The organism is Stappia sp. ABD4_338 (assembly GCF_056312175.1).
The window spans coordinates 660,679-679,069 of record NZ_CM149982.1 but is presented as its reverse complement, the minus strand read 5'-3'; the positions used below and the strand labels follow the sequence as shown (position 1 = coordinate 679,069).

The window sequence follows — 18,391 nt, the reverse complement described above, 5'->3', positions numbered from 1 at the left end:
GCCCTTTCCCTCAGATCGCGTATTTCTCGATCATCGCTTCCAGGTGCTCCGCCGCCTCGCGCCCCTTGAGCGCCTCGCGCCAGAGGCTTGCGGCGATCTCCTCGTGAAGGCTCATGGCTTCCTCGGCCGCGGTGATCAGCGCCACACCCACGCGGATGTTGGGCTGCTCACCGAGCCGGAACGGGCTGATCGCTAGCAGCGAGCGGTCGTTCTGGCGAAAGATCTGGAAGCTCGTCGCCGGCACGGGCTCACGCACGATCCCGATCTGGATGCCGATCGGCTCCTCGCGCAGCATCTCGAGGATCGACATGGCCTCCTTGCGCGCCTGCTCGCGGCGGCGGCGGGCCACCGCCGCGGGAAGATCGTGCCGACCGATCAGCCCGCGCAGGAGGAAACGCTCCAGATCCGCGGAGGCGATCAGGCTGACGATAAGCGGCCGGCGCAGGTGGAAGGTCTTCTTGCGGGCGCGCAGGATCTCCAGCAGCGCGTTCACCAGTTCCTCTGCCTCGCCGGCGGGCATCACCGCCTCGGGAAGCGATTCCAGCAGAACCTCGCGCAGGATCTCGTCATAGGTGTCGGACGTCAGGAGATAGGACACCGGACTGAAGAGGCCGATGATCTGCTCGCAGCTTTCCTCAAGCTGGCGCATCCGCTCGAAGAAGGCGATGGACGAGCTGACATACTCGACGCCAACCCCCATCAGGCTCGCCAGCGAAACGCCAAGCTCGCCCGCGATACGGGTCAGGGTCTCGATCTTGCGGATCTCGCCCTTTTCGGCGCGGTAGAGCGCGGCACGGGAAATGCCGAGATTCTCGGCAAGTTCCTCGGGCGTAAAGCCCTTGCCAAGCCGATAAGCCCTTAACCTCGCTCCGATATCCGAAAAACTGATGAGGTCGCCGGCCGGCACGCGCTATTCCTTTGCAAACGTTTTGGAGTATACGCAACCGGGTTTTCCAGCGTCAACACGAATGCTCAAAACAGAGACTGTTTACGCATTTTCTAGACGCTGGAGAGTTAAATCTCATTTTTGAGATTTTGCGTTGACGGACCGTCCGCGCGCCCTTACGCTTTTTCCGCACACCATACTTCCGGAGAGGTGAACATGAACTCCGTCCTTCGTCATCTGGCATCCACGGCGCTCGTTGCCGCCGTCACGGTTGCCGGCTCCTCGGTGGCCTTCGCCGCCGAATACACCGCCAAGATCGGCCACCTGGAATCGACCCAGCAGTCGCGTCACGTCCATCTGGAGAAGGTCGCCGAGCTCGTCGCCGAGCGCACCGACGGCGCCGTCGAGTTCCAGATCTTCCCGCAGGGCCAGCTCGGCTCCCAGCGCGAGATGAACGAGGGCGTTCAGCTCGGCGTTCTGGAGGGCACCGTCGCCCCGGCAGCCTTCCTCGGCGGCTTCAACCCGGCCGTGTCGATCCTCGACATCCCCTTCCTGCTGCCCGAGGACGACGCGACGGCGCAGGAAATCCGTGGCGGCGCCTTCGGCGACGCGCTCTGCGAGACCTTCGCCTCGCGCGGCGTGACCTGCCTCGGCCTGTGGCCGAACGGGCGCAAGAACTTCACCTCCTCGAAGCCGATCTCCTCGATCGACGACTTCGCGGGCCAGAAGTTCCGCGTCATGGACAGCAACATCCTCATCGAGCAGTTCAAGGCCGTCGGTGCCTCGGCGATCGCCCTGCCGTTCGGCGAGCTCTACACCTCCCTGCAGACCGGTCTGGTCGACGGTGAGGAGAACCCGCTCGACACCATCCAGCGCATGAAGTTCTACGAGGTGCAGAAGCATCTCGTCGTCTCCAACCACGGCGCCATGGAGGACGTGATCCTCTTCAACACCGCCTGGTGGGGCGCGCTGCCGGACGAGTACAAGACCGTCATCACCGAGGCCTTCGAGGAGGTCATCCCGGACCTGATCGCCCACAAGAACGCCTCCATCCAGGCCGCTCTCGAGGAGATCAAGGCGTCCGGCATCGAGGTCAGCGAGATGAGCGCCGAGGAGAAGGCCGCCTTCCGCGAGAAGATGTATCCGGCCACCCGTGCCGCCTACATCGAGCGCGCCGGCAAGGAGGGCGAGGACCTGCTCGCCGTCTACGAGAAGGCCTACGAGGCCGCGACCAAGTAAGCCGCGAGGCAGGGCGCGGGGCCGTTTCCGCGCCCTGCCCCGGCAACGACCCTTCCGCCGGCCCCTTCGGCCGGCGGAGACCTTCAGGGCAGGCGGACAGGAACACCAGATGCAGCTCCTAGCCATACTCAGAGCGGCCGAGCGCGCCGCCGTCGTCACGATCTTCCTGACGATGGTGGTCCTCTTCTCGCTGAACGTGCTGGCCCGCCAGGTCGGCGGCACCTTCGCCTCCGACTTCGCCTGGATCGAGGAAGCCGTCCGGCTCCTGAGCCTGTTCCTGACCTTCATGGCCGTGGGTCTCGCCCTCGACCAGGGACGCCATGCCGGCATCCACACCTGGCGCGAGAAGATCGCGCGCCGCACCGGCCTGCCGCTCCGGCGCATCATCGATTTCGTCGGTTTCTTCTTCTGCTGCTACCTGATCTGGCTGAGCTACGAGATGACCGCCTTCGTCTTCGCGAGCGGCCAGAAGAGCCCGACCCTCAACGTCCCCGTGTTCTGGATCTATCTCGCCCCGACCATCGGCTTCGCGCTGATGGGCCTGCGCTTCGCGCTGAGCTTCCTCGGACTTATCGACCGCTTCGCCGGCCAGCAGACGGAGCCGCACTGATGATCATTCTGCTTCTCATCATCGCCGTCGCGGTCGTCATGCTCGTGACCGGCTTCGAGATGTTCCTCGTCCTCGGCGTGCCCGCGCTGATGGTCAAGGAAGCCTTCTACGCGAGCCTTCCCGATCCGGTGATCTCGCAGAAGATCCTCGGCGGCATCAACCACACGACGCTGCTCGCCGTGCCCTTCTTCATCCTGGCGGCCGAACTCATGGGCGAGGGCCAGATCGCCCGCCGCCTGACCGGCCTGGTCAAGGCCTTCGTCGGCCACCTGCGCGCGGGCATGGGCTTCACCACCATCGGCGGGTCCATGGCCTTCGGTTCCGTGTCCGGCTCGGCGCCGGCCACCGTCGCGGCGACCGCCCGCATGGTCTATCCGGAGATGAAGAAGGCGGGCTACCGCGACAAGTTCTCCTTCGGACTGATCGTCTCCAGCGCCGAGACCGCGCTGCTCATTCCCCCGTCCATCACCTTCATCATCTACGGCTGGATGACGGGCACCTCCATCGCCAAGCTCTTCGTGGGCGGCCTCGCCGTCGGCCTCGCACTCGGCATCGCCTTCGCCATCATGGCGCACATCGAGGCGCGCCGGACCGGAATCGCCCCGGGCGAGAAGACCACCTGGGCCGAACGCGGCCGGGCACTCAAGGCCGCCTTCTGGCCGCTCGGGATGCCCGTCATCATTCTCGGCGGCATCTACTCCGGCATCCTCACCCCGACCGAGGCGGCGGCGGTCAGCGTCGTCTACGCGATCTTCGTGGAAGGACTGATCTACCGCGAGCTTTCCTTCTCCAAGCTGGTGAAGATCACCGAGCGCGCGGCCGTCTCGACGGCGATCGTGTTCATCCTGCTCGCCATGGGCGGCCTGATCTCCTTCTTCATCACGCTCGCGCAGGTGCCGAGCGCCATCACCGGCTTCCTGACCGCGATCGATGCGGGACCGATCACCTTCCTCATCATCATCAACATATGCTTCCTGATCGCGGGCATGTTCCTCGATCCGAACTCGGCGCTGCTGATCCTCATCCCGCCGCTGTTCCCCGTCGCCCAGGCGCTTGGCGTCGACCCCGTCCACTTCGGCATGATCGTCACGCTGAACATTTCCATCGGCATGATCACGCCCCCGTTCGGGCTCGACCTCTTCGTCGCCTCCTCGACCCTGCAGAAACCCGTCACGGCGATCATCGCCGGCGTGGCGCCGTTCATCGTCGCCAATCTGATCGTCCTCGCGATCATCACCTACGTGCCGGACATCTCGACCTTCCTGCCGAGACTTCTTCTCGGCTAGGAGCCCCGCGCGGGACCAGCGCCGCCGGGCATCCGGCCGGAACGACATCACAAGGAAACGACCCATGTTGCGCGTTGACCAGACCGTGACGACGACACCCCCTTTCCTGACGCAGGAGATCAGCCTCCCGGTCAAGGGGAACACGCCCGTCAATTCCGAGTACCGCCTGCTGGTGCTCGACGCTCCGCGCGAGCTGCTCGATCTGTGCCGTCCGGGCCAGTTCTTCAACCTTCTGTGCCCGCAGGCCGGCGGCGAGGCTCCCTACCTGCGCCGCCCGATGAGCATCTACGGCTTCTATCCGGAAAAGGGCGAGCTTCACTTCCTCTACAAGGTGACGGGAGCCGGCACCCGCGCGCTCGCCACGCTCGGGACCGGGGACGAACTGAACGTGGTCGGCCCGCTCGGCGAACCCTTCTCCATTGAGGACGACTGGCAGCACCTCGTGCTCGTCGCCCGCGGAGTCGGTCTCGCCACGCTCGCCCCCCTCGCCATCGAGGCGAACCGGCTCGGCCGCAAGCTCACGGCCATCTGCAGCGCGCGTCATCCCGACTACCTGATGTCGACGGAGCATTTCGCAGCGCTTGGCGCCGACGTCATCACGGTCACGGACGACGACGGCAGCTCCAGTCTGCAGAACCTCGAGACCATCCTGGAGCGCCTGATCGCCGAGGGGCGTGCCGATGCCTTCTACACCTGCGGGTCCAACCGCCTGCTGCGCCTGCTGCAGAAGGTCGGCGACGCCCACGGCGTGCCGGGCCAGATCGCGCTGGAACAGCAGATGGCCTGCGGGCTGGGCATGTGCCAGTGCTGCGTGCGTCCGCTGAAGCGCGACGGCGCCATCGTCTATCTCAGGGTCTGCCGAGAAGGCCCGGTGTTCGACATGTCGGAGGTGGTCGCATGAGTGATCTTTCTGTCCAGATCGGCGCGCTGACGCTGAAGAACCCGGTGATGCCGGCCTCCGGCACCTTCTCCGAGGAACTGGCGGAGGTCTTCGACCTGGAGCGTATCGGCGCCCATGTCACCAAGACCATCACGCTCGGCCTGCGCGAGGGCAATCCGACGCCCCGCGTGTGCGAGGTCAACGGCTCGATGCTGAACTCCATCGGCATCCCCTCCAAGGGCGTGACGGCCTTCCTGGAGAAGGTCGTTCCCTTCTACCGCCGCTACGAGACGCCTCTGGTGGTCTCCATCTCCGGCAACACGGCGGACGAATTCGCCGAACTGTGCAGCGCGGTCAGCGTCGATGGCGTCGATGCCATCGAGGTCAACATCTCCTGTCCCAACATCGAGGAAGACGGCAAGGCCTTCGCCATCCGCCCCTCTTCCACGCTGGACATCATGAAGCGCCTGCGCGCGGCGAGCCACCTGCCGCTGTGGGCGAAGCTGACGCCCAACACCGGCGAGGTGCCGGATGTCGCCCGCGCCGCCGAGGACGGCGGCGCCGACGCGCTGGTCGTCGCCAACACGATCCTCTCCATGGCCATCGACATCGAGACCCGCCGCCCACGCCTCGGCAACGTCATGGGCGGCCTCTCGGGTCCCGGCCTGAAGCCGATCGCGCTGCGCATGGCCTATCAGTGCGCCCGCGCCTCGCGTCTGCCGGTGATCGGCTGCGGCGGCATCGCCACCGCCTCGGACGTGCTGGAATACATGATCGCCGGCGCCTCGGCGGTGCAGGTGGGCACGGCCACCTTCATCCACCCCACGGCCATGCTCACCATCGTCGACGATCTCGACGCCTGGCTCCGGGCGCGCGGCATCTCCTCGGTGCGCGACATCATCGGCACGGTGGCCGACGGCGAGGAGGACCTTGCAAGCACAATGATGGCGGTGGCCCAATGACCAGGACCGGCACGCACACCTCCAGGACCTCCGACGGCGAATTCGACCTCGTCGCACGCCTGTTCGACGACATCGCGGCCATGAGCCCGGACACCGAGGGCGTCAGCCGGCCGGCCTTTTCCGGGATCGAGACCGAGACGCTCCGCTATCTCGAGGATTTCGCCCGGGGCGAGGGCCTCGCCACCTGGTACGACGACGGTTGCAACCTCAACGTCTCGCTTCCCGAGGACCGTGATGCCGAGCGCTACGTCCTCGTCGGCTCGCACGTGGACAGCGTTCCCCACGGCGGCAATTTCGACGGGCTGGCGGGCGTCATCGCGGCACTTGTGCTCCTGGTGCGCGCAAGACGTGCCGGCTCCCGCTTTTCCCGGCCCGTGCACGCGCTGGCCATGCGCGGCGAGGAAAGCGCCTGGTTCGGCCCCTGCTACATCGGCTCCAAGGTGCTCACCGCAAGCCTCACCGATGACGAGATCGGTTCGAGGCACAAGGGCGACGGCCGCACGCTCGGCGAGCACATGGCGGAGATCGGCCTGCCGCTCGAGCGCATCAAGGCCCACGAGAAGCTCATCGAGCTCGACCGCGTCGAGGCCTATCTGGAACTCCACATCGAGCAGGGACCGCTGCTGATCGGCAAGAACCTGCCCGCGGCCGCCGTCTCCGGCATTCGCGGCAACTTCCGCCACCGCAGGATCCGCTGCATCGGCGAGGCCGGCCACTCCGGCGCCGTGCCCAAGGCCTACCGCCGCGACCCGGTGCTCGCCTTCGCCGACCTGATGGTGCGTCTCGACGAGAGCTGGGCGACGATCCTGAACAAGGGTGACGATCTCGTGCTCACGAGCGGCATGGTGGGCACGGATCCGGCCACCAATGCCCTGTCGCGCATTCCCGACGAGATCGGCTTCAGCCTCGACGTCCGCTCCCAGTCGGCGGAGGTGCTGGACGACATGCGCGACCTCATCCGGACGGAGATGGCGGAGATCGAGCGGGACCGGAAAGTGCGTTTCGAGCTCGACATGGAGTTGCGCTCCGAGCCCGCGATCTGCGACAAGGACATCGTCGCCGGCCTGAAGCAGGCGATGGCGCGCGTCGGACTCGAGCCCTTCGTCATGCCCAGCGGCGGTGGCCACGATGCGGCCGTCTTCGCTGCTGCCGGCATTCCCTCGGGCATGGTCTTCGTGCGCAACCGCAACGGCTCGCACAATCCGCAGGAAGCCATGGAGTTGTCCGATTTCCTCGCCGGCTGCGACATCCTCTATTCCCACCTGACGGAGGGCCAATGACCAAGCTGACGATCCGCAAGCCCGATGACTGGCACCTGCACCTGCGCGACGGCGAGATGCTGAAGAGCGTCCTGCCTCATACCTCGGCGACCTTCGCCCGTGCCATCATCATGCCGAACCTGGTGCCCCCGGTGGTGACCACCGCCGACGCGGTCGCCTATCGCGAGCGGATCCTGGCCGCCCTGCCGAAGGAGCATTCCTTCACGCCGCTGATGACGCTCTACCTGACCGAGGGCACCGATCCCGACGATGTCGAGGCCGGCTTCAGGGACGGGACCGTCACCGCCGCCAAGCTCTATCCGGCCGGCGCGACGACCAACTCCCAGTCCGGCGTGCGTTCCATCGACAAGGTCATGCCCGTGCTCGAGCGCATGGCCGAAATCGGCATGACCATGTGCGTTCATGGCGAGGTGACCAGCGCGGACGTCGACATCTTCGATCGCGAGGCGGTGTTTCTCGAGACCGTGCTCGCCCCCCTGCGCGAGCGCCTGCCCGAACTGCGTGTGGTGCTGGAGCACGTGACCACGAGCGATGGCGTCGACTTCGTCATGGGCGCGGAGAAAAACCTCAGCGCGACGATCACGCCGCATCATCTCATGATCAACCGCAACGCCATCCTGGCCGGCGGCATCCGCCCGCACTACTACTGCCTGCCGGTGGCCAAGCGCGAAAGCCATCGCCTCGCCCTGCGCAAGGCGGCCACCTCCGGCGATGCCCGCTTCTTCCTCGGCACGGATTCCGCACCGCATGTGGATCCCTCGAAGGAATGCGGCTGCGGCTGCGCGGGAATCTTCTGTGCGCCCAACACGCTGGAGTGCCTGGCAACCGTGTTCGAGGAAGACGGCGCGCTGGACCGCCTCGAGGCCTTCGTGTCGCTGAACGGACCGGCCTACTACCGCCTTCCGGCCAACGAGGAGCGCGTGACGCTCGTCCGCCAGGACGCGCCCGTCGACTTTCCGGCGAAGGTCATGGCCGGCAGCGAGGCCGTCACGGTGTTCGATCCCATGCGCCCGATCCACTGGAATGTGGAACGCACTGCTTGCCCGCAGGGGAACTAACCGCTACAGCCCCCTTTCGGGTTGCCGCATTTTCAAGGAACGGCCGGGCCGCCCGGCCGGAAGATGCTCCAGCGAGGCACACCGGCCGTCGTGCAGGCCGGCAAAGAGCAGGATTGAGCGATGTTCCCGAACACCTTCCCCGACAAGGCGCTGATTTCCGAGATGGTGGCGAAGATGCTGCTGGAGATCGAGGCCGTCCATTTCCGCGCCGACCAGCCCTATACCTTCACATCGGGACTGGCGAGCCCGGTCTACATCGACTGCCGCAAGCTCATTTCCTATCCGCGCATCCGCTCGGCGGTGATGGACTTCGCGGCCGGCACGATCCTGCGCAATGCGGGCTTCGAGCAGTTCGATTCCGTGGCCGGAGGCGAGACGGCCGGCATTCCCTTCGCCGCCTGGCTGTCCGAAAGGCTCGGCCTGCCCATGCTCTACGTGCGCAAGAAGCCGAAGGGCTTCGGCCGTGACGCCCAGATCGAGGGCAACCTGAAGGAAGGCTCCCGCGTCCTTCTCGTGGAGGACCTGATCACCGACGGCGGCTCCAAGGTGAAGTTCGCCGAGGCGATCCGCAAGTCGGGATCCGAGGCGAGCGATACGTTCTCGGTCTTCTACTACGACATTTTCCCCGGCACGCCGGAGCGCCTCAAGGCCGCCGGCATGCGCCTGCACTATCTCGCGACCTGGTGGGACGTTCTCAGGGTCTGCAAGGAAGGCGGCCTCTTCCCGACCGCCGTGCTCGACCAGGTCGAGGCGTTCCTGAACAACCCTCTCGAGTGGTCCGGCAACCACGGCGGCATCACCGAGCTGCCGAGCTGAGGCGCGAGACCACGCCGGCTCCGGTCCGGGAGGATGAAACCGGGGCCCGATTGTCTGTCGTGTCGCATGTCCGGGAGCCGGTCGAAAGCCGGCCCCGGAATGCCCAAGCGGAGATGAACATGTTTGAGCAACTGATCCAGACCGTCGTCGACGGTGGCCACGGGGTCCGCGCCTACGATGCCTGCGCCCGCGCGGCGCGCGCGCGCATCAAGGACGAGCCGGAGAACGCCGCCGCGCTGACGCTCGTCATGTATGCCGCCCAGGGCGTCGTCGAGGCCTATGACGACCAGCCGCTGCCGGTGGACGAGTCCGAGGCCCTCCTCGACAAGTTCCGCGAGATGGTGGCCCTCATCGAGGGGGCCTACAAGAACGGCTCGGCCGATGCCAAGCTTGCAGCTCTCAACACGGTCGCGACCAAGCTCGCCGACGTCTCCACGACCTGAGGTCCGAGACCGCCGCGCCGCGCCGCGCGCGGCGGTCGGCGCCCCCCTGAACGCAAACAGGCCGCGCCCGGTGGGCGCGGCCTGTGCCTTTCTCCTGGACCGATGTCGCTTTTCTAGTGCGCCATCATCTCCCGAACGATTTCCTCACCGCTCAGCGACGCCGGATAATAGGTCGGCCAGTTGGTCACCTCCTTCAGCAGCGCGGCACGATCATCGCCCCAGTAGAGGTGATAGTGATCGGCCGAAGCCGGCGCGATGCGATGATCGCTGAACTGGATGAAGCCCGGAGCCCCGGCATCGCCTTCCGTCTTCCTGAAGATGAAACGCACACCGCGATTGCCCTTCTTGTAGGTCAGGATCTCGTATCCGTCGGAGGCGTAGCGCCCTTCCGCAACGCCGTTCGCGCCATGAAACGCGACCCGGTCACCGTCGATGACGATGCGGTTCACATCCGTCTTGTAGCCCACGTCATAATAGGCCTTGTACTCCTCGGCGGTCTTCTCGCCGTGCTCGGCCTTGTGGGTCATCACTGGGTCCAGAGTGCCGTCGGCCAGATAGGGATAGACCGACTGCCAGTCCCCCTCCCAGTCGGCAAGCGGCCGCTCGGCAACCGCACTGTCCTCGAAATAGCCCTTGTAGACGGACTTCTCGCCGTGGTCGTGACCATGGTCATGGGCGTGGGAATGGTCGTGCTTGTGCTCCTTGCCGGACTGTTCCGCCGCGGCCGGAACACTGGAAAGAACAGCCGCCGCGAGCAGCGCGGCGGAGGTACGAAGCATTGCCTGTATCATTCTGACTGACCTCTTTGCATCCCGAACATGCCCGCATCCGGACCTCTCCCGAGAGAGGCGGAATGTCGGGCAACGACCGCGTTTTCGCGGCCTTTGTTCGATATGTTATTTCATAACATTCGCGTTCTAGCCCAATGCCATCCGGCTGCCAATGGCAAAACGGGCAGGACGCAACGAGATCGGGGAAAACCGGAGCGACATCGCAACGCGCGCGAGCGCCCGGGAGCGAAGCGCTCCCGGGCCGTCGGCCAGATGCGACGACCGTCAGGCCGTCGCCGAGGCCCGCTTGACCTGCAACGTGCGGCGAATGAAGGCGATCACGAAGGCCGCCGTCAGGATCAGTACGACCGTCGGCGCGGGAGCGCTGTCGAGGAAGAAGCTCAGATAGGCGCCAAGCACCATCGACGCCATGCACACGATCACGGACACGACAAGCATCCGGCCGAAGCTGCGCACGCTCAAAAAGGCGATCGCGCCGGGCGCGATCAGCAGCCCGACGGCCAGAATGAGCCCGGTGGCCGACAGCGTCGCCACGATGGTCAGCGACAGGACCGTCAGCAGCCCGTAGTGCAACAGCCCGACAGGAAGTCCCGAGGCTCGCGCCTGGGCCGGATCGAAGGCGTGCAGCATCAGGTCCTTCCATTTGAGGAGCAACACAGCCGCCACGCCAGACGAGATCAGGCCCGCCGTCCAGAGATCGTCCGCGCCCACACCGAGCATGTTGCCGAACAGGATGTGATCGAGATGCACATTGGTGTGGATCGAGACATAGATGACGATGCCGAGGCCGAACATGCCGGAGAACACCACGCCCATGACGGTGTCCTGCTTCACCCGGCTGTTTTCCGAAAGATAGCCGGTCGCAAGCGCCGTCACCATTCCGGCGCCGAAGGCCCCGAGGATCAGCGGAAAGCCGAGCACATAGGCAAGCACGATCCCCGGCAGCACCGCATGGCTGACCGCATCGCCCATGAGCGCCCAGCCCTTCAGCACCAGGAAGCAGGACAGCAGCGCGGTCGGCACGGACACGATCACGCAGATCCAGAAGGCATTCTGCATGAAGGGAAACTGGAACGGCAGAAGCAGCGTGTCGGCCATCATGCCGCCTCCCCTTGGCTGGCTGCGGCGGCCGCCTTGCGTCGCGCGGCCAGCAGCCCGTGCTTGGGCGCGAACACGAAGGTGACGAGGAAGATCAGGGTCTGCAGCACCACGATGATGCCCCCCGTCGCGCCATCCAGAAAGAAGCTCGCATAAGCGCCGACGAAACTCGTCAGCGTGCCGATCGCGACCGACGTGGCGATGAGGCGGGGAAAGCGGTCGCACAGCAGATAGGCCGTGGCGCCGGGTGTCACCACCATGGCGATGACGAGAAAGGCCCCGACCGTCTGCATCGCCGCGACCACGCAGGCCGACAGCAACACGAAGAACACCGCTTTCAGCAGGCCCGGCCGCAGGCCGATCGAACGCGCATGGCTTTCGTCGAAGAAGACGACCATCAGGTCCTTCCATTTGGCGAGCAGGATCGCCAGCGACACGAAACCGATGATCGCGAGCTGGAGCGTGTCTCCCGGCGTGATCGCGAGGATGTTGCCCATGGTGATCGTCTGGATCGACACCGCCATGGGGTTCACCGAGGCGATGAACAGCCCGAGCCCGAAGAAGGACGTGAAGATGATGCCGATGATGACGTCGACCTTCAGCCCGGACCGGTCGGAGAGGAACAGCATCGCTGCCGCCGCCAGGCCACCCGAGAGAAAGGCGCCCAGCGCGAAGGGAAGCCCGAGGATATAGGCCCCTGCGACGCCGGGCACGACGGAATGGGACAGGGCATCGCCGATGAGCGACCAGCCCTTGAGCATCAGGTAGGACGACAGGAAGGCGCAGACGCCGCCGACGAGGGCGGACACCCACATGGCGTTGGTCATGTATCCGTAGGCGAAGGGCTCCAGAAGCACGCTCATTGCCGCTTCTCCGTCACCCGGATCTCGTCGCCGTACTGGACGAGGGGGCGCTCGTCGTCGGTCAGGATCGACACCTTGCGCGCGTCGTCGTCCTCGTGCAGGTCCGACCCGCCCAGCGTGAAGTGCCGCAGGACGCCGCCGAAGGCCGCCTCCAGGTTCTCGCGCGTGAAGGTGGTCTGTGTCGGACCGTAGCCGAGCACCGTCCCCTTGACCAGAACGGTGCGGTCGCAGAATTCGGGCACCGAGCCGAGGTTATGGGTCGAGACCAGCATGACCCGACCCTCGTCGCGCAACTCGCGCAACAGCGCGACGATCTGCTCCTCGGTCTTCACGTCGACACCCGTGAAAGGCTCGTCGAGAAGGATGACCTGTCCGTCCTGCGCCAGCGCACGGGCGAGGAAGACGCGCTTCTTCTGGCCGCCCGAGAGCTCCCCAATCTGGCGGTGCCGGTACTCCTGCATGTTGACGCGGGCAAGGGCGGCATCCACCGCGTCACGGTCGACCTGCGAGGGCCGGCGCAGAAATCCCATGTGGCCGTAGCGCCCCATCATGACCACGTCCTCGACCAGCACGGGGAAGGACCAGTCGACCTCCTCGGATTGCGGGACATAGGCGACGAGGTTCTTCTTCAGCGCCTCCCTGACGGTGAGCCCGAGCAGCCGGATCTCGCCCCTGGACGCCGGCACGAAGCCCATGATCGCCTTGAACAGGGTGGACTTTCCCGCCCCGTTGACGCCGACGAGCGCGGTCACCGTACCGCGCGGGATCTCGAAGGACGCATTGCGCAGGGCCGTGTGGCCGTTGCGATAGGTGACCGTGATGTCCCGCGCCGCGATACCGCCTCCAGGGTCCGCATCCGCATGCGATACGGCAGGGGGCATCTGGCTTTGACGTTTCATCCTGGGTCCTTCCGCCTGGGAGGCATCTTGCGGGACGGGGTACGATGCCGCGCGCCCGTCCCGCCCGATCAGTTCATGCCGGATTTCAATCCGTCCGCAACGGTCCTGGAGGTGACGCGAAGCAGGTCGAGATAGGAGGGAACCGGTCCGCCGGCTTCCGAGAGACTGTCGACATACAGAACGCCACCGTAGTGCGCTCCGGTCTCGCGCGCCACCTGCTGCGCCGGGGCCGTATTGACCGTGCTTTCACAGAAGACGACGGGTATGTCGTGCTGCCTGACACCGTCGATGACCGCGCGCACCTGCTGCGGCGTCCCCATCTGGTCCGCGTTCATCGGCCAGAGGTAGAGTTCCTTCATGCCGAAGTCCCGGGCGAGGTAGCTGAACGCCCCCTCGCAGGTGACCAGCCAGCGCCGGTCCTCGGGAATGGAGGCGATTTCCCGACGCAAAGGCTCAAGCGTCTCGCGCAGGCTGTCCTTGTAGGCCGCGGCGTTCGCCTTGTAGGTCGCCGCGTGATCGGGGTCGTGCTCGCTGAATGCTTTCTCGATGTTGTCGATGTAGATCAACGCATTGTCGAGCCCCATCCAGGCATGCGGGTTGGGCTTGCCCTCGTAGGCGCCAGCCGCGATCGGGATCGGATCGATGCCCTCGCTCAGCGTCGCGGAGGGCACGTCGCCGAGGTTGGCGAGAAACTGCTCGAACCAGAGTTCGAGGTTCATGCCGTTCCACAGGATCAGGTCCGCGCCATGCGCGCCGACGATGTCCTGCGGCGTGGGCTCGTAGCCATGGATCTCGGCCCCCGGCTTGGTGATCGAGACCACATCCGCCGCATCGCCGGCGACATGACGCGCCATGTCGGCAAGCACGGTGAAGGTGGTCACGACCTTCATCCGCCCGGGGTCCGCCAGCGCGCCGCCCGTCAGCGCTGTTCCGGCCATCAGGGCCACGGCAGCCAGCACCGGCAGGCGCGTCATCCTCGAAGACATGCACTCGTCCTTTCCGCTCATCGTCTCAGACGCAATCGGCCTCCGTCTGGATCACCTTGTTGCGACTGACTTGCAGTCAGGAAACGCCAATCGCGAATGATTTGCAAGTGCAAATCATTCGCAAAAGCAAAAAAACTTGAGCAAACGCGGACAGCCCGCCCGCCGCGAACGGCGGACGGGCCTGACAAGGCATGTCCGTAAAAGGGAGCGAGGCCGGGGCCTCAGTAGTCGGCGCGACCACCCGACATGTCGAAGACCGCGCCCGTGGAGAAGGAGGCACGACGCGAGGCGACGAAAGCCACGACTTCGGCGAGTTCCTCCGGTGTTCCGAAACGGTTCATCGGGATCTTCGCAACGAGTTCCTGAACGTAGCTTTCCGGCCAGCCGTCGAATATCCGCGTGCGAATCGCTCCCGGCGCGACGCAGTTGACCGTAACGCCGGAGGTCGCAAGTTCGCGGCCAAGCGTCTTGGTGAGCGAGATCACCGCGGCCTTGCTGGCGGCATACGCCGCGATTTGCGGCCCCGGCTCCTTGCCCGCAATCGAGCCGATGGTCACGATCCGCCCGTAGCCCCGTGCGACCATGTCCGGGATGACCGCCTTGCAGCACAGCATCGTGCCGGTGACATTGACCTCCATCACCCGGTTCCACTCATCCCGACCGAGTTCCGCGACCGGCGCATTCGGTCCGGGAATGGCAGCATTGCACACCAGGATGGAGATTTCGCCCAGCATCTTGCGGGTCGCCGCAAGCGCCGTAGAAACATCCTCCGGCGAGGTGATGTCGACGGCACAGCAATGCGTGGGGCCGATATCTGAGAGCTGGTCGGAGCACTCCTGCGCCGCATCTCCGTCCTGATCCCAGATCGCGACACGCGCGCCTTCCTCAAGCAGCTTGCGTGCAATGGCACGGCCCAGTCCGCGGGCCGCTCCGGTAACGACAGCCGAGCGCCCCTTCATCGTGACACCTCCTGTTCGGAAGCGGATGCGGGGGAACGCGAGCGTTCGATCCACGCCCCGATCTCACCCACGAAGCCCTTTCGGAACGCGAGAATGCAGGTCAGGAAGACGACACCGATGATGACCGAGAGCCACTCGCCCACCTTGTCGGCCAGAAAATTCTGCAGGAGGATCACGAAGAAGGCTCCCGCCACCGGGCCGCCAAGCGTCCCAAGCCCACCGAGGAGACACATCATCACCACCTCGCCACTGAGTGCCCAGTGCAGGTCGTTGAGCGACTCGTAGGACAGCGCAAGCGCCTTGAGTGCGCCCGCAAGGCCCGACAGGGCCCCCGACAAGGTGAAGGCCAGAACCTTGTAGCGGTCGACGTCATATCCGAGCGAAATGGCGCGCGGCTCGTTCTCCCGGATTGCCGTCAGGACCTGCCCGAAGGGCGAGGTCACGATGCGATGGATCGCCGCCAGCGCCAGCACGAAGCACACGGCCACCAGGGCATACAGAGCAAGGTCGTCCTGGAGATCGATCACGCCGAACAGCTTGCCCCGCGGAATGCCATGGAAGCCGTCATCGCGTCCGGTCCAGTCCATCTGCATCGCGACGAAATAGATGAGCTGGGATATGGCCAGCGTGATCATGGCGAAGTAGATGCCCTGTCGCCGGATCGCCACGGATCCGGCGAGGAAGCCGATCAGAGCCGCCACCGCGACACCGGCGACCAACCCGAGTTCGGGTGTCCAGCCGAGATATTTCGTCGTCACACCCAGCGCATAGCCGGCCGATCCGAAGAACATCGCGTGGCCGAACGAAAGCAGCCCCGTGTATCCGAGCATCAGGTTGAAGGCCGAGGCGAAGATGGCGAAGCACAGAAGCTTCACGACCAGCATCGGGTAGATGAAGGCTGGTGCCGCGACAAGCGCGGCAAGCCCGCAAAGCATGAGGAGATTGCGATAGGAGATCATGGCCTGGCTCACTGCTTTCCGAACAGGCCATGCGGGCGCACCAGCAGGACCAGTATCATCAGGACGAAGATCGCGGTGGACGAGGCTTCGGGGTAGTAGACCTTTGCGAGCCCCTCGATGAGGCCAAGCCCGACCCCGGTCACGATGGACCCGAGGATGGACCCCATGCCTCCTATCACAACGACGCCGAAGACGGTGATGATGATCGAGTGTCCGATCTGCGGGGTAAGCTGCATCAGCGGTGCCGCCAGAACGCCCGCAAAGGCGGCCAGCGCGACGCCCCAGCCGAAGACGAGCGTCACGAGAAGGGGCACGTTGACGCCAAAGGCCTGCACCAGCTTCGAGTTCTCGGTGCCTGCGCGCAGCGTGGCGCCCAGGCGGGTGCGCTCGATCACGAGCCACGTGAACAGGCACAGCCCCAATGCGGCGACGATGACCCACACCCGGTAGACCGGCAGGCGCATGAAGCCGAGATCGACCATGCCGTGAAGCAGGGCGGGCACCGAGTAGCGCAGGCCCGAAACCCCGAAGTAGACCCGCACGAGCCCCTCGATGATCATCGTCAGGCCAAAGGTGACGAGCAGCCCGTAGATGTGATCGAGCTTGTAGATACGGCGCAGGATGGTGCGCTCCACCACGATGCCGATGCCTGCCGCCATAAGCGGCACCAGAACTATGGCCCACCAGTAGCCGAGCCCGAGCGGGTTGAGCAGCAGATAGGCCAGAAACGCGCCCAGCATGTACATCGTGCCATGAGCGAAGTTCACGATGTTCAGAAGGCCAAAGATCAGGGACAGGCCAAGCGACAGAAGAGCATAGAAACTGCCGTTGACGAGCCCCAGAAGAAGCTGGCCGTAGAGCACGGGGGCGGGAACGCCGAAGATCTCGGGCATGGTCACACTCCCAGATACGTGCGGATGTCATCGGCGCGCGCGTCGAGAGCGGATTGCTCGATCGTCTCGACCACCCGGCCGTGCTCGATGATGAAGAAGCGATCGGCAAGCGGTGCCGCGAAGCGGAAGTTCTGCTCGACCATGACGATGGTGAACCCGCGTGCCTTGAGATCCTGGATCACGCGCGCGAGCGTCTGGACGATCACCGGGGCGAGCCCTTCCGAAATCTCGTCGAGCAGGAGGATGTCGGCGCCGGTACGCAGGATCCTCGCGATGGCAAGCATCTGCTGTTCACCACCCGACAGTCTCGTGCCCGGGCTCTGCGCCCGCTCCTTGAGATTGGGAAACATCGCGTAGATCTCGTCGAGCGACATGGCCATGCCGCCATCCGTCCGCGTGACTGGCGGAAGCATCAGGTTTTCCTCGCAGGTCAGCGAGGAGAAGATCCCGCGCTCCTCGGGGCAATATCCGAGTCCGGCCCTGGCGATGCGGTAGGCGGGCGTCGAGCTCATGTCCCGCCCCCTCACCTCCAGAACGCCGTCTCGCCGGTCGAGAAGACCCATGATGGCCCGCAGGATGGTCGTGCGGCCCGCGCCGTTGCGCCCGATCAGGCTGATCACTTCGCTACGGCGGACATCGAGATCGACGCCGTGCAGCACATGACTTTCGCCGTACCAGCCGTTCACTCCCTTCAGGGACAGGACAGTGTCACCCATCAGTACGCCCCCTCCAGTTCGGTTTCGCTGCCCATGTAGGCCTCGAGCACGCGTGGATCGGCGGAGATCTCGTCGTAGGTCCCTTCGGCCAGCAGCGCGCCACGCTGCAGCACCGAGATCCGGTCGCAGATGCCCGAAACGACCTTCATGTTGTGCTCGACCATCAGGATCGTGCGGCCCGCCGAGACCCGTTTGATGAGTTGGGTCACCCGCTCCACGTCCTCATGCCCCATGCCCTGCGTCGGCTCGTCGAGAAGCATCAGTCGCGGCTCCATGGCCAGCGTGGTGGCAATCTCGACGGAGCGCTTGCGCCCGTAGGGAAGATCGGCGGCCTTCACCTTGGCGAAGTCCTGCATGTCGACCTGCTCCAGAAGCTCGAGCGCCCGTCCGTCGAGCCGCGAAAGCGTGCTTCCGGAAAGCCAGAAGGCATAGGTTGGTGCCAGACGCCGCTGCAGGGCGACACGCACATTCTCCAGAACGGTGAGATGCGGAAAGGTCGCGGAGATCTGGAAGCTGCGCACCAGCCCCTGCCGCGCGAGTTCCGCCGGTTTCTTTCCGGTGATGTCACGCCCGTCGAAAACGATCCTGCCCGCGCTCGGGGGCAGGAACTTCGTCAGCAGGTTGAAGACGGTTGTCTTGCCGGCCCCATTGGGTCCGATGAGGGCATGAATATCGCCCTCCCGGACCCGCAAGGACACATCGTCAACCGCCCGGAACCCGCGGAACTCCTTGCAGAGTCCTAACGTTTCCAGAATGTTGGCCATGGA

20 protein-coding genes are annotated in these 18,391 nt (G+C 65.3%); 9 read left to right on the top strand and 11 right to left on the bottom strand.

What is annotated here, in order from left to right:
* Positions 1 to 10: 10 nt before the first annotated feature.
* Positions 11 to 907 (bottom strand): helix-turn-helix domain-containing protein, encoded by an 897-nt coding sequence (locus ACYX4S_RS03055; RefSeq protein ID WP_293724163.1) that lies wholly within the window; start codon positions 905 to 907, stop codon positions 11 to 13.
* 195 nt (positions 908 to 1,102) lie between these two features.
* Here ACYX4S_RS03055 and ACYX4S_RS03050 point away from each other — a divergent pair, with 195 nt between their 5' ends.
* The 9 genes from ACYX4S_RS03050 (at position 1,103) to ACYX4S_RS03010 (ending at position 9,460) form a co-directional block, all read left to right on the top strand.
* The gene (locus ACYX4S_RS03050; RefSeq protein ID WP_476361843.1) at positions 1,103 to 2,125 is read left to right on the top strand and encodes a TRAP transporter substrate-binding protein; all 1,023 of its coding nucleotides are present in this window, start codon (positions 1,103 to 1,105) and stop codon (positions 2,123 to 2,125) included.
* A 109-nt stretch (positions 2,126 to 2,234) separates the two neighbouring features.
* Positions 2,235 to 2,735, top strand: coding sequence for a TRAP transporter small permease (locus ACYX4S_RS03045; protein ID WP_476361842.1), 501 nt, complete (start codon positions 2,235 to 2,237; stop codon positions 2,733 to 2,735).
* A complete protein-coding gene (locus ACYX4S_RS03040) occupies positions 2,735 to 4,021 on the top strand; it encodes a TRAP transporter large permease (RefSeq protein WP_422069566.1) in 1,287 nt (428 codons plus the stop codon). Before ACYX4S_RS03045 ends, ACYX4S_RS03040 begins: the two co-directional genes overlap by 1 nt.
* 64 nt (positions 4,022 to 4,085) lie before the next feature.
* The gene (locus ACYX4S_RS03035; RefSeq protein WP_476361841.1) at positions 4,086 to 4,922 is read left to right on the top strand and encodes a dihydroorotate dehydrogenase electron transfer subunit; all 837 of its coding nucleotides are present in this window, start codon (positions 4,086 to 4,088) and stop codon (positions 4,920 to 4,922) included.
* Positions 4,919 to 5,863, top strand: a complete 945-nt coding sequence (locus ACYX4S_RS03030; protein WP_476361840.1) for a dihydroorotate dehydrogenase — start codon at positions 4,919 to 4,921, stop codon at positions 5,861 to 5,863. The genes ACYX4S_RS03035 and ACYX4S_RS03030 overlap by 4 nt, the downstream gene beginning before the upstream one ends.
* The gene (locus tag ACYX4S_RS03025) at positions 5,860 to 7,143 is read left to right on the top strand and encodes a hydantoinase/carbamoylase family amidase (RefSeq protein ID WP_476361839.1); all 1,284 of its coding nucleotides are present in this window, start codon (positions 5,860 to 5,862) and stop codon (positions 7,141 to 7,143) included. The genes ACYX4S_RS03030 and ACYX4S_RS03025 overlap by 4 nt, the downstream gene beginning before the upstream one ends.
* Complete coding sequence (gene pyrC, locus ACYX4S_RS03020) at positions 7,140 to 8,201, top strand: dihydroorotase (RefSeq protein ID WP_476361838.1); 1,062 nt, start codon at positions 7,140 to 7,142, stop codon at positions 8,199 to 8,201. The genes ACYX4S_RS03025 and pyrC overlap by 4 nt, the downstream gene beginning before the upstream one ends.
* A gap of 120 nt (positions 8,202 to 8,321) precedes the next feature.
* Positions 8,322 to 9,017 carry an orotate phosphoribosyltransferase gene (locus ACYX4S_RS03015; RefSeq protein ID WP_293724145.1) on the top strand — a complete coding sequence of 232 codons (696 nt, stop codon included), beginning with the start codon at positions 8,322 to 8,324 and terminating at the stop codon, positions 9,015 to 9,017.
* A 119-nt stretch (positions 9,018 to 9,136) separates the two neighbouring features.
* On the top strand, positions 9,137 to 9,460 hold the full coding sequence (locus ACYX4S_RS03010) for a hypothetical protein (RefSeq protein WP_293724143.1): 324 nt from the start codon (positions 9,137 to 9,139) through the stop codon (positions 9,458 to 9,460).
* 113 nt (positions 9,461 to 9,573) lie between these two features.
* Here the strand turns inward: ACYX4S_RS03010 and ACYX4S_RS03005 are convergent, their stop codons facing one another.
* The 10 genes from ACYX4S_RS03005 to ACYX4S_RS02960 all read right to left on the bottom strand — a co-directional run bounded on the left by ACYX4S_RS03005 (position 9,574) and on the right by ACYX4S_RS02960 (position 18,388).
* Positions 9,574 to 10,239, bottom strand: coding sequence for a metal-binding protein ZinT (locus tag ACYX4S_RS03005; RefSeq protein WP_476361837.1), 666 nt, complete (start codon positions 10,237 to 10,239; stop codon positions 9,574 to 9,576).
* A 276-nt stretch (positions 10,240 to 10,515) separates the two neighbouring features.
* Positions 10,516 to 11,352 carry a metal ABC transporter permease gene (locus tag ACYX4S_RS03000; protein ID WP_476361836.1) on the bottom strand — a complete coding sequence of 279 codons (837 nt, stop codon included), beginning with the start codon at positions 11,350 to 11,352 and terminating at the stop codon, positions 10,516 to 10,518.
* Positions 11,349 to 12,212, bottom strand: coding sequence for a metal ABC transporter permease (locus ACYX4S_RS02995; protein ID WP_422069573.1), 864 nt, complete (start codon positions 12,210 to 12,212; stop codon positions 11,349 to 11,351). The genes ACYX4S_RS03000 and ACYX4S_RS02995 overlap by 4 nt, the downstream gene beginning before the upstream one ends.
* Positions 12,209 to 13,111, bottom strand: coding sequence for a manganese/iron ABC transporter ATP-binding protein (locus ACYX4S_RS02990; RefSeq protein WP_422069574.1), 903 nt, complete (start codon positions 13,109 to 13,111; stop codon positions 12,209 to 12,211). Before ACYX4S_RS02990 ends, ACYX4S_RS02995 begins: the two co-directional genes overlap by 4 nt.
* A gap of 68 nt (positions 13,112 to 13,179) precedes the next feature.
* Complete coding sequence (locus ACYX4S_RS02985; protein ID WP_476362806.1) at positions 13,180 to 14,049, bottom strand: metal ABC transporter substrate-binding protein; 870 nt, start codon at positions 14,047 to 14,049, stop codon at positions 13,180 to 13,182.
* A gap of 269 nt (positions 14,050 to 14,318) precedes the next feature.
* On the bottom strand, positions 14,319 to 15,056 hold the full coding sequence (locus ACYX4S_RS02980) for an SDR family NAD(P)-dependent oxidoreductase (protein WP_476361835.1): 738 nt from the start codon (positions 15,054 to 15,056) through the stop codon (positions 14,319 to 14,321).
* Complete coding sequence (locus ACYX4S_RS02975; RefSeq protein WP_422070254.1) at positions 15,053 to 16,015, bottom strand: branched-chain amino acid ABC transporter permease; 963 nt, start codon at positions 16,013 to 16,015, stop codon at positions 15,053 to 15,055. Before ACYX4S_RS02975 ends, ACYX4S_RS02980 begins: the two co-directional genes overlap by 4 nt.
* Positions 16,016 to 16,023: 8 nt before the next feature.
* Entirely contained in the window at positions 16,024 to 16,908 is an 885-nt protein-coding gene (locus tag ACYX4S_RS02970; protein WP_293724130.1) for a branched-chain amino acid ABC transporter permease, read from the bottom strand.
* Between the two features lie 2 nt (positions 16,909 to 16,910).
* Positions 16,911 to 17,624, bottom strand: a complete 714-nt coding sequence (locus ACYX4S_RS02965; RefSeq protein WP_476361834.1) for an ABC transporter ATP-binding protein — start codon at positions 17,622 to 17,624, stop codon at positions 16,911 to 16,913.
* Positions 17,624 to 18,388 carry an ABC transporter ATP-binding protein gene (locus tag ACYX4S_RS02960; RefSeq protein WP_476361833.1) on the bottom strand — a complete coding sequence of 255 codons (765 nt, stop codon included), beginning with the start codon at positions 18,386 to 18,388 and terminating at the stop codon, positions 17,624 to 17,626. Before ACYX4S_RS02960 ends, ACYX4S_RS02965 begins: the two co-directional genes overlap by 1 nt.
* Positions 18,389 to 18,391: the final 3 nt, after the last annotated feature.

What these genes read in the sequence shown, in the direction of transcription:
- ACYX4S_RS03045 (WP_476361842.1), top strand. Translation starts at nt 2,235, where the DNA reads ATGCAGCTCCTAGCCATACTCAGAGCGGCCGAGCGCGCCGCCGTCGTC.
- pyrC (WP_476361838.1), top strand. Translation starts at nt 7,140, where the DNA reads ATGACCAAGCTGACGATCCGCAAGCCCGATGACTGGCACCTGCACCTG.
- ACYX4S_RS02960 (WP_476361833.1), bottom strand. Translation starts at nt 18,388, where the DNA reads ATGGCCAACATTCTGGAAACGTTAGGACTCTGCAAGGAGTTCCGCGGG.
- ACYX4S_RS02985 (WP_476362806.1), bottom strand. Translation starts at nt 14,049, where the DNA reads ATGGCCGGAACAGCGCTGACGGGCGGCGCGCTGGCGGACCCCGGGCGG.
- ACYX4S_RS02990 (WP_422069574.1), bottom strand. Translation starts at nt 13,111, where the DNA reads ATGAAACGTCAAAGCCAGATGCCCCCTGCCGTATCGCATGCGGATGCG.
- ACYX4S_RS03040 (WP_422069566.1), top strand. Translation starts at nt 2,735, where the DNA reads ATGATCATTCTGCTTCTCATCATCGCCGTCGCGGTCGTCATGCTCGTG.
- ACYX4S_RS03005 (WP_476361837.1), bottom strand. Translation starts at nt 10,239, where the DNA reads ATGCTTCGTACCTCCGCCGCGCTGCTCGCGGCGGCTGTTCTTTCCAGT.
- ACYX4S_RS03035 (WP_476361841.1), top strand. Translation starts at nt 4,086, where the DNA reads ATGTTGCGCGTTGACCAGACCGTGACGACGACACCCCCTTTCCTGACG.
- ACYX4S_RS03015 (WP_293724145.1), top strand. Translation starts at nt 8,322, where the DNA reads ATGTTCCCGAACACCTTCCCCGACAAGGCGCTGATTTCCGAGATGGTG.
- ACYX4S_RS03025 (WP_476361839.1), top strand. Translation starts at nt 5,860, where the DNA reads ATGACCAGGACCGGCACGCACACCTCCAGGACCTCCGACGGCGAATTC.
- ACYX4S_RS03010 (WP_293724143.1), top strand. Translation starts at nt 9,137, where the DNA reads ATGTTTGAGCAACTGATCCAGACCGTCGTCGACGGTGGCCACGGGGTC.
- ACYX4S_RS03000 (WP_476361836.1), bottom strand. Translation starts at nt 11,352, where the DNA reads ATGATGGCCGACACGCTGCTTCTGCCGTTCCAGTTTCCCTTCATGCAG.
- ACYX4S_RS03030 (WP_476361840.1), top strand. Translation starts at nt 4,919, where the DNA reads ATGAGTGATCTTTCTGTCCAGATCGGCGCGCTGACGCTGAAGAACCCG.
- ACYX4S_RS02995 (WP_422069573.1), bottom strand. Translation starts at nt 12,212, where the DNA reads ATGAGCGTGCTTCTGGAGCCCTTCGCCTACGGATACATGACCAACGCC.
- ACYX4S_RS02970 (WP_293724130.1), bottom strand. Translation starts at nt 16,908, where the DNA reads ATGCCCGAGATCTTCGGCGTTCCCGCCCCCGTGCTCTACGGCCAGCTT.
- ACYX4S_RS02975 (WP_422070254.1), bottom strand. Translation starts at nt 16,015, where the DNA reads ATGATCTCCTATCGCAATCTCCTCATGCTTTGCGGGCTTGCCGCGCTT.
- ACYX4S_RS03050 (WP_476361843.1), top strand. Translation starts at nt 1,103, where the DNA reads ATGAACTCCGTCCTTCGTCATCTGGCATCCACGGCGCTCGTTGCCGCC.
- ACYX4S_RS02980 (WP_476361835.1), bottom strand. Translation starts at nt 15,056, where the DNA reads ATGAAGGGGCGCTCGGCTGTCGTTACCGGAGCGGCCCGCGGACTGGGC.
- ACYX4S_RS02965 (WP_476361834.1), bottom strand. Translation starts at nt 17,624, where the DNA reads ATGGGTGACACTGTCCTGTCCCTGAAGGGAGTGAACGGCTGGTACGGC.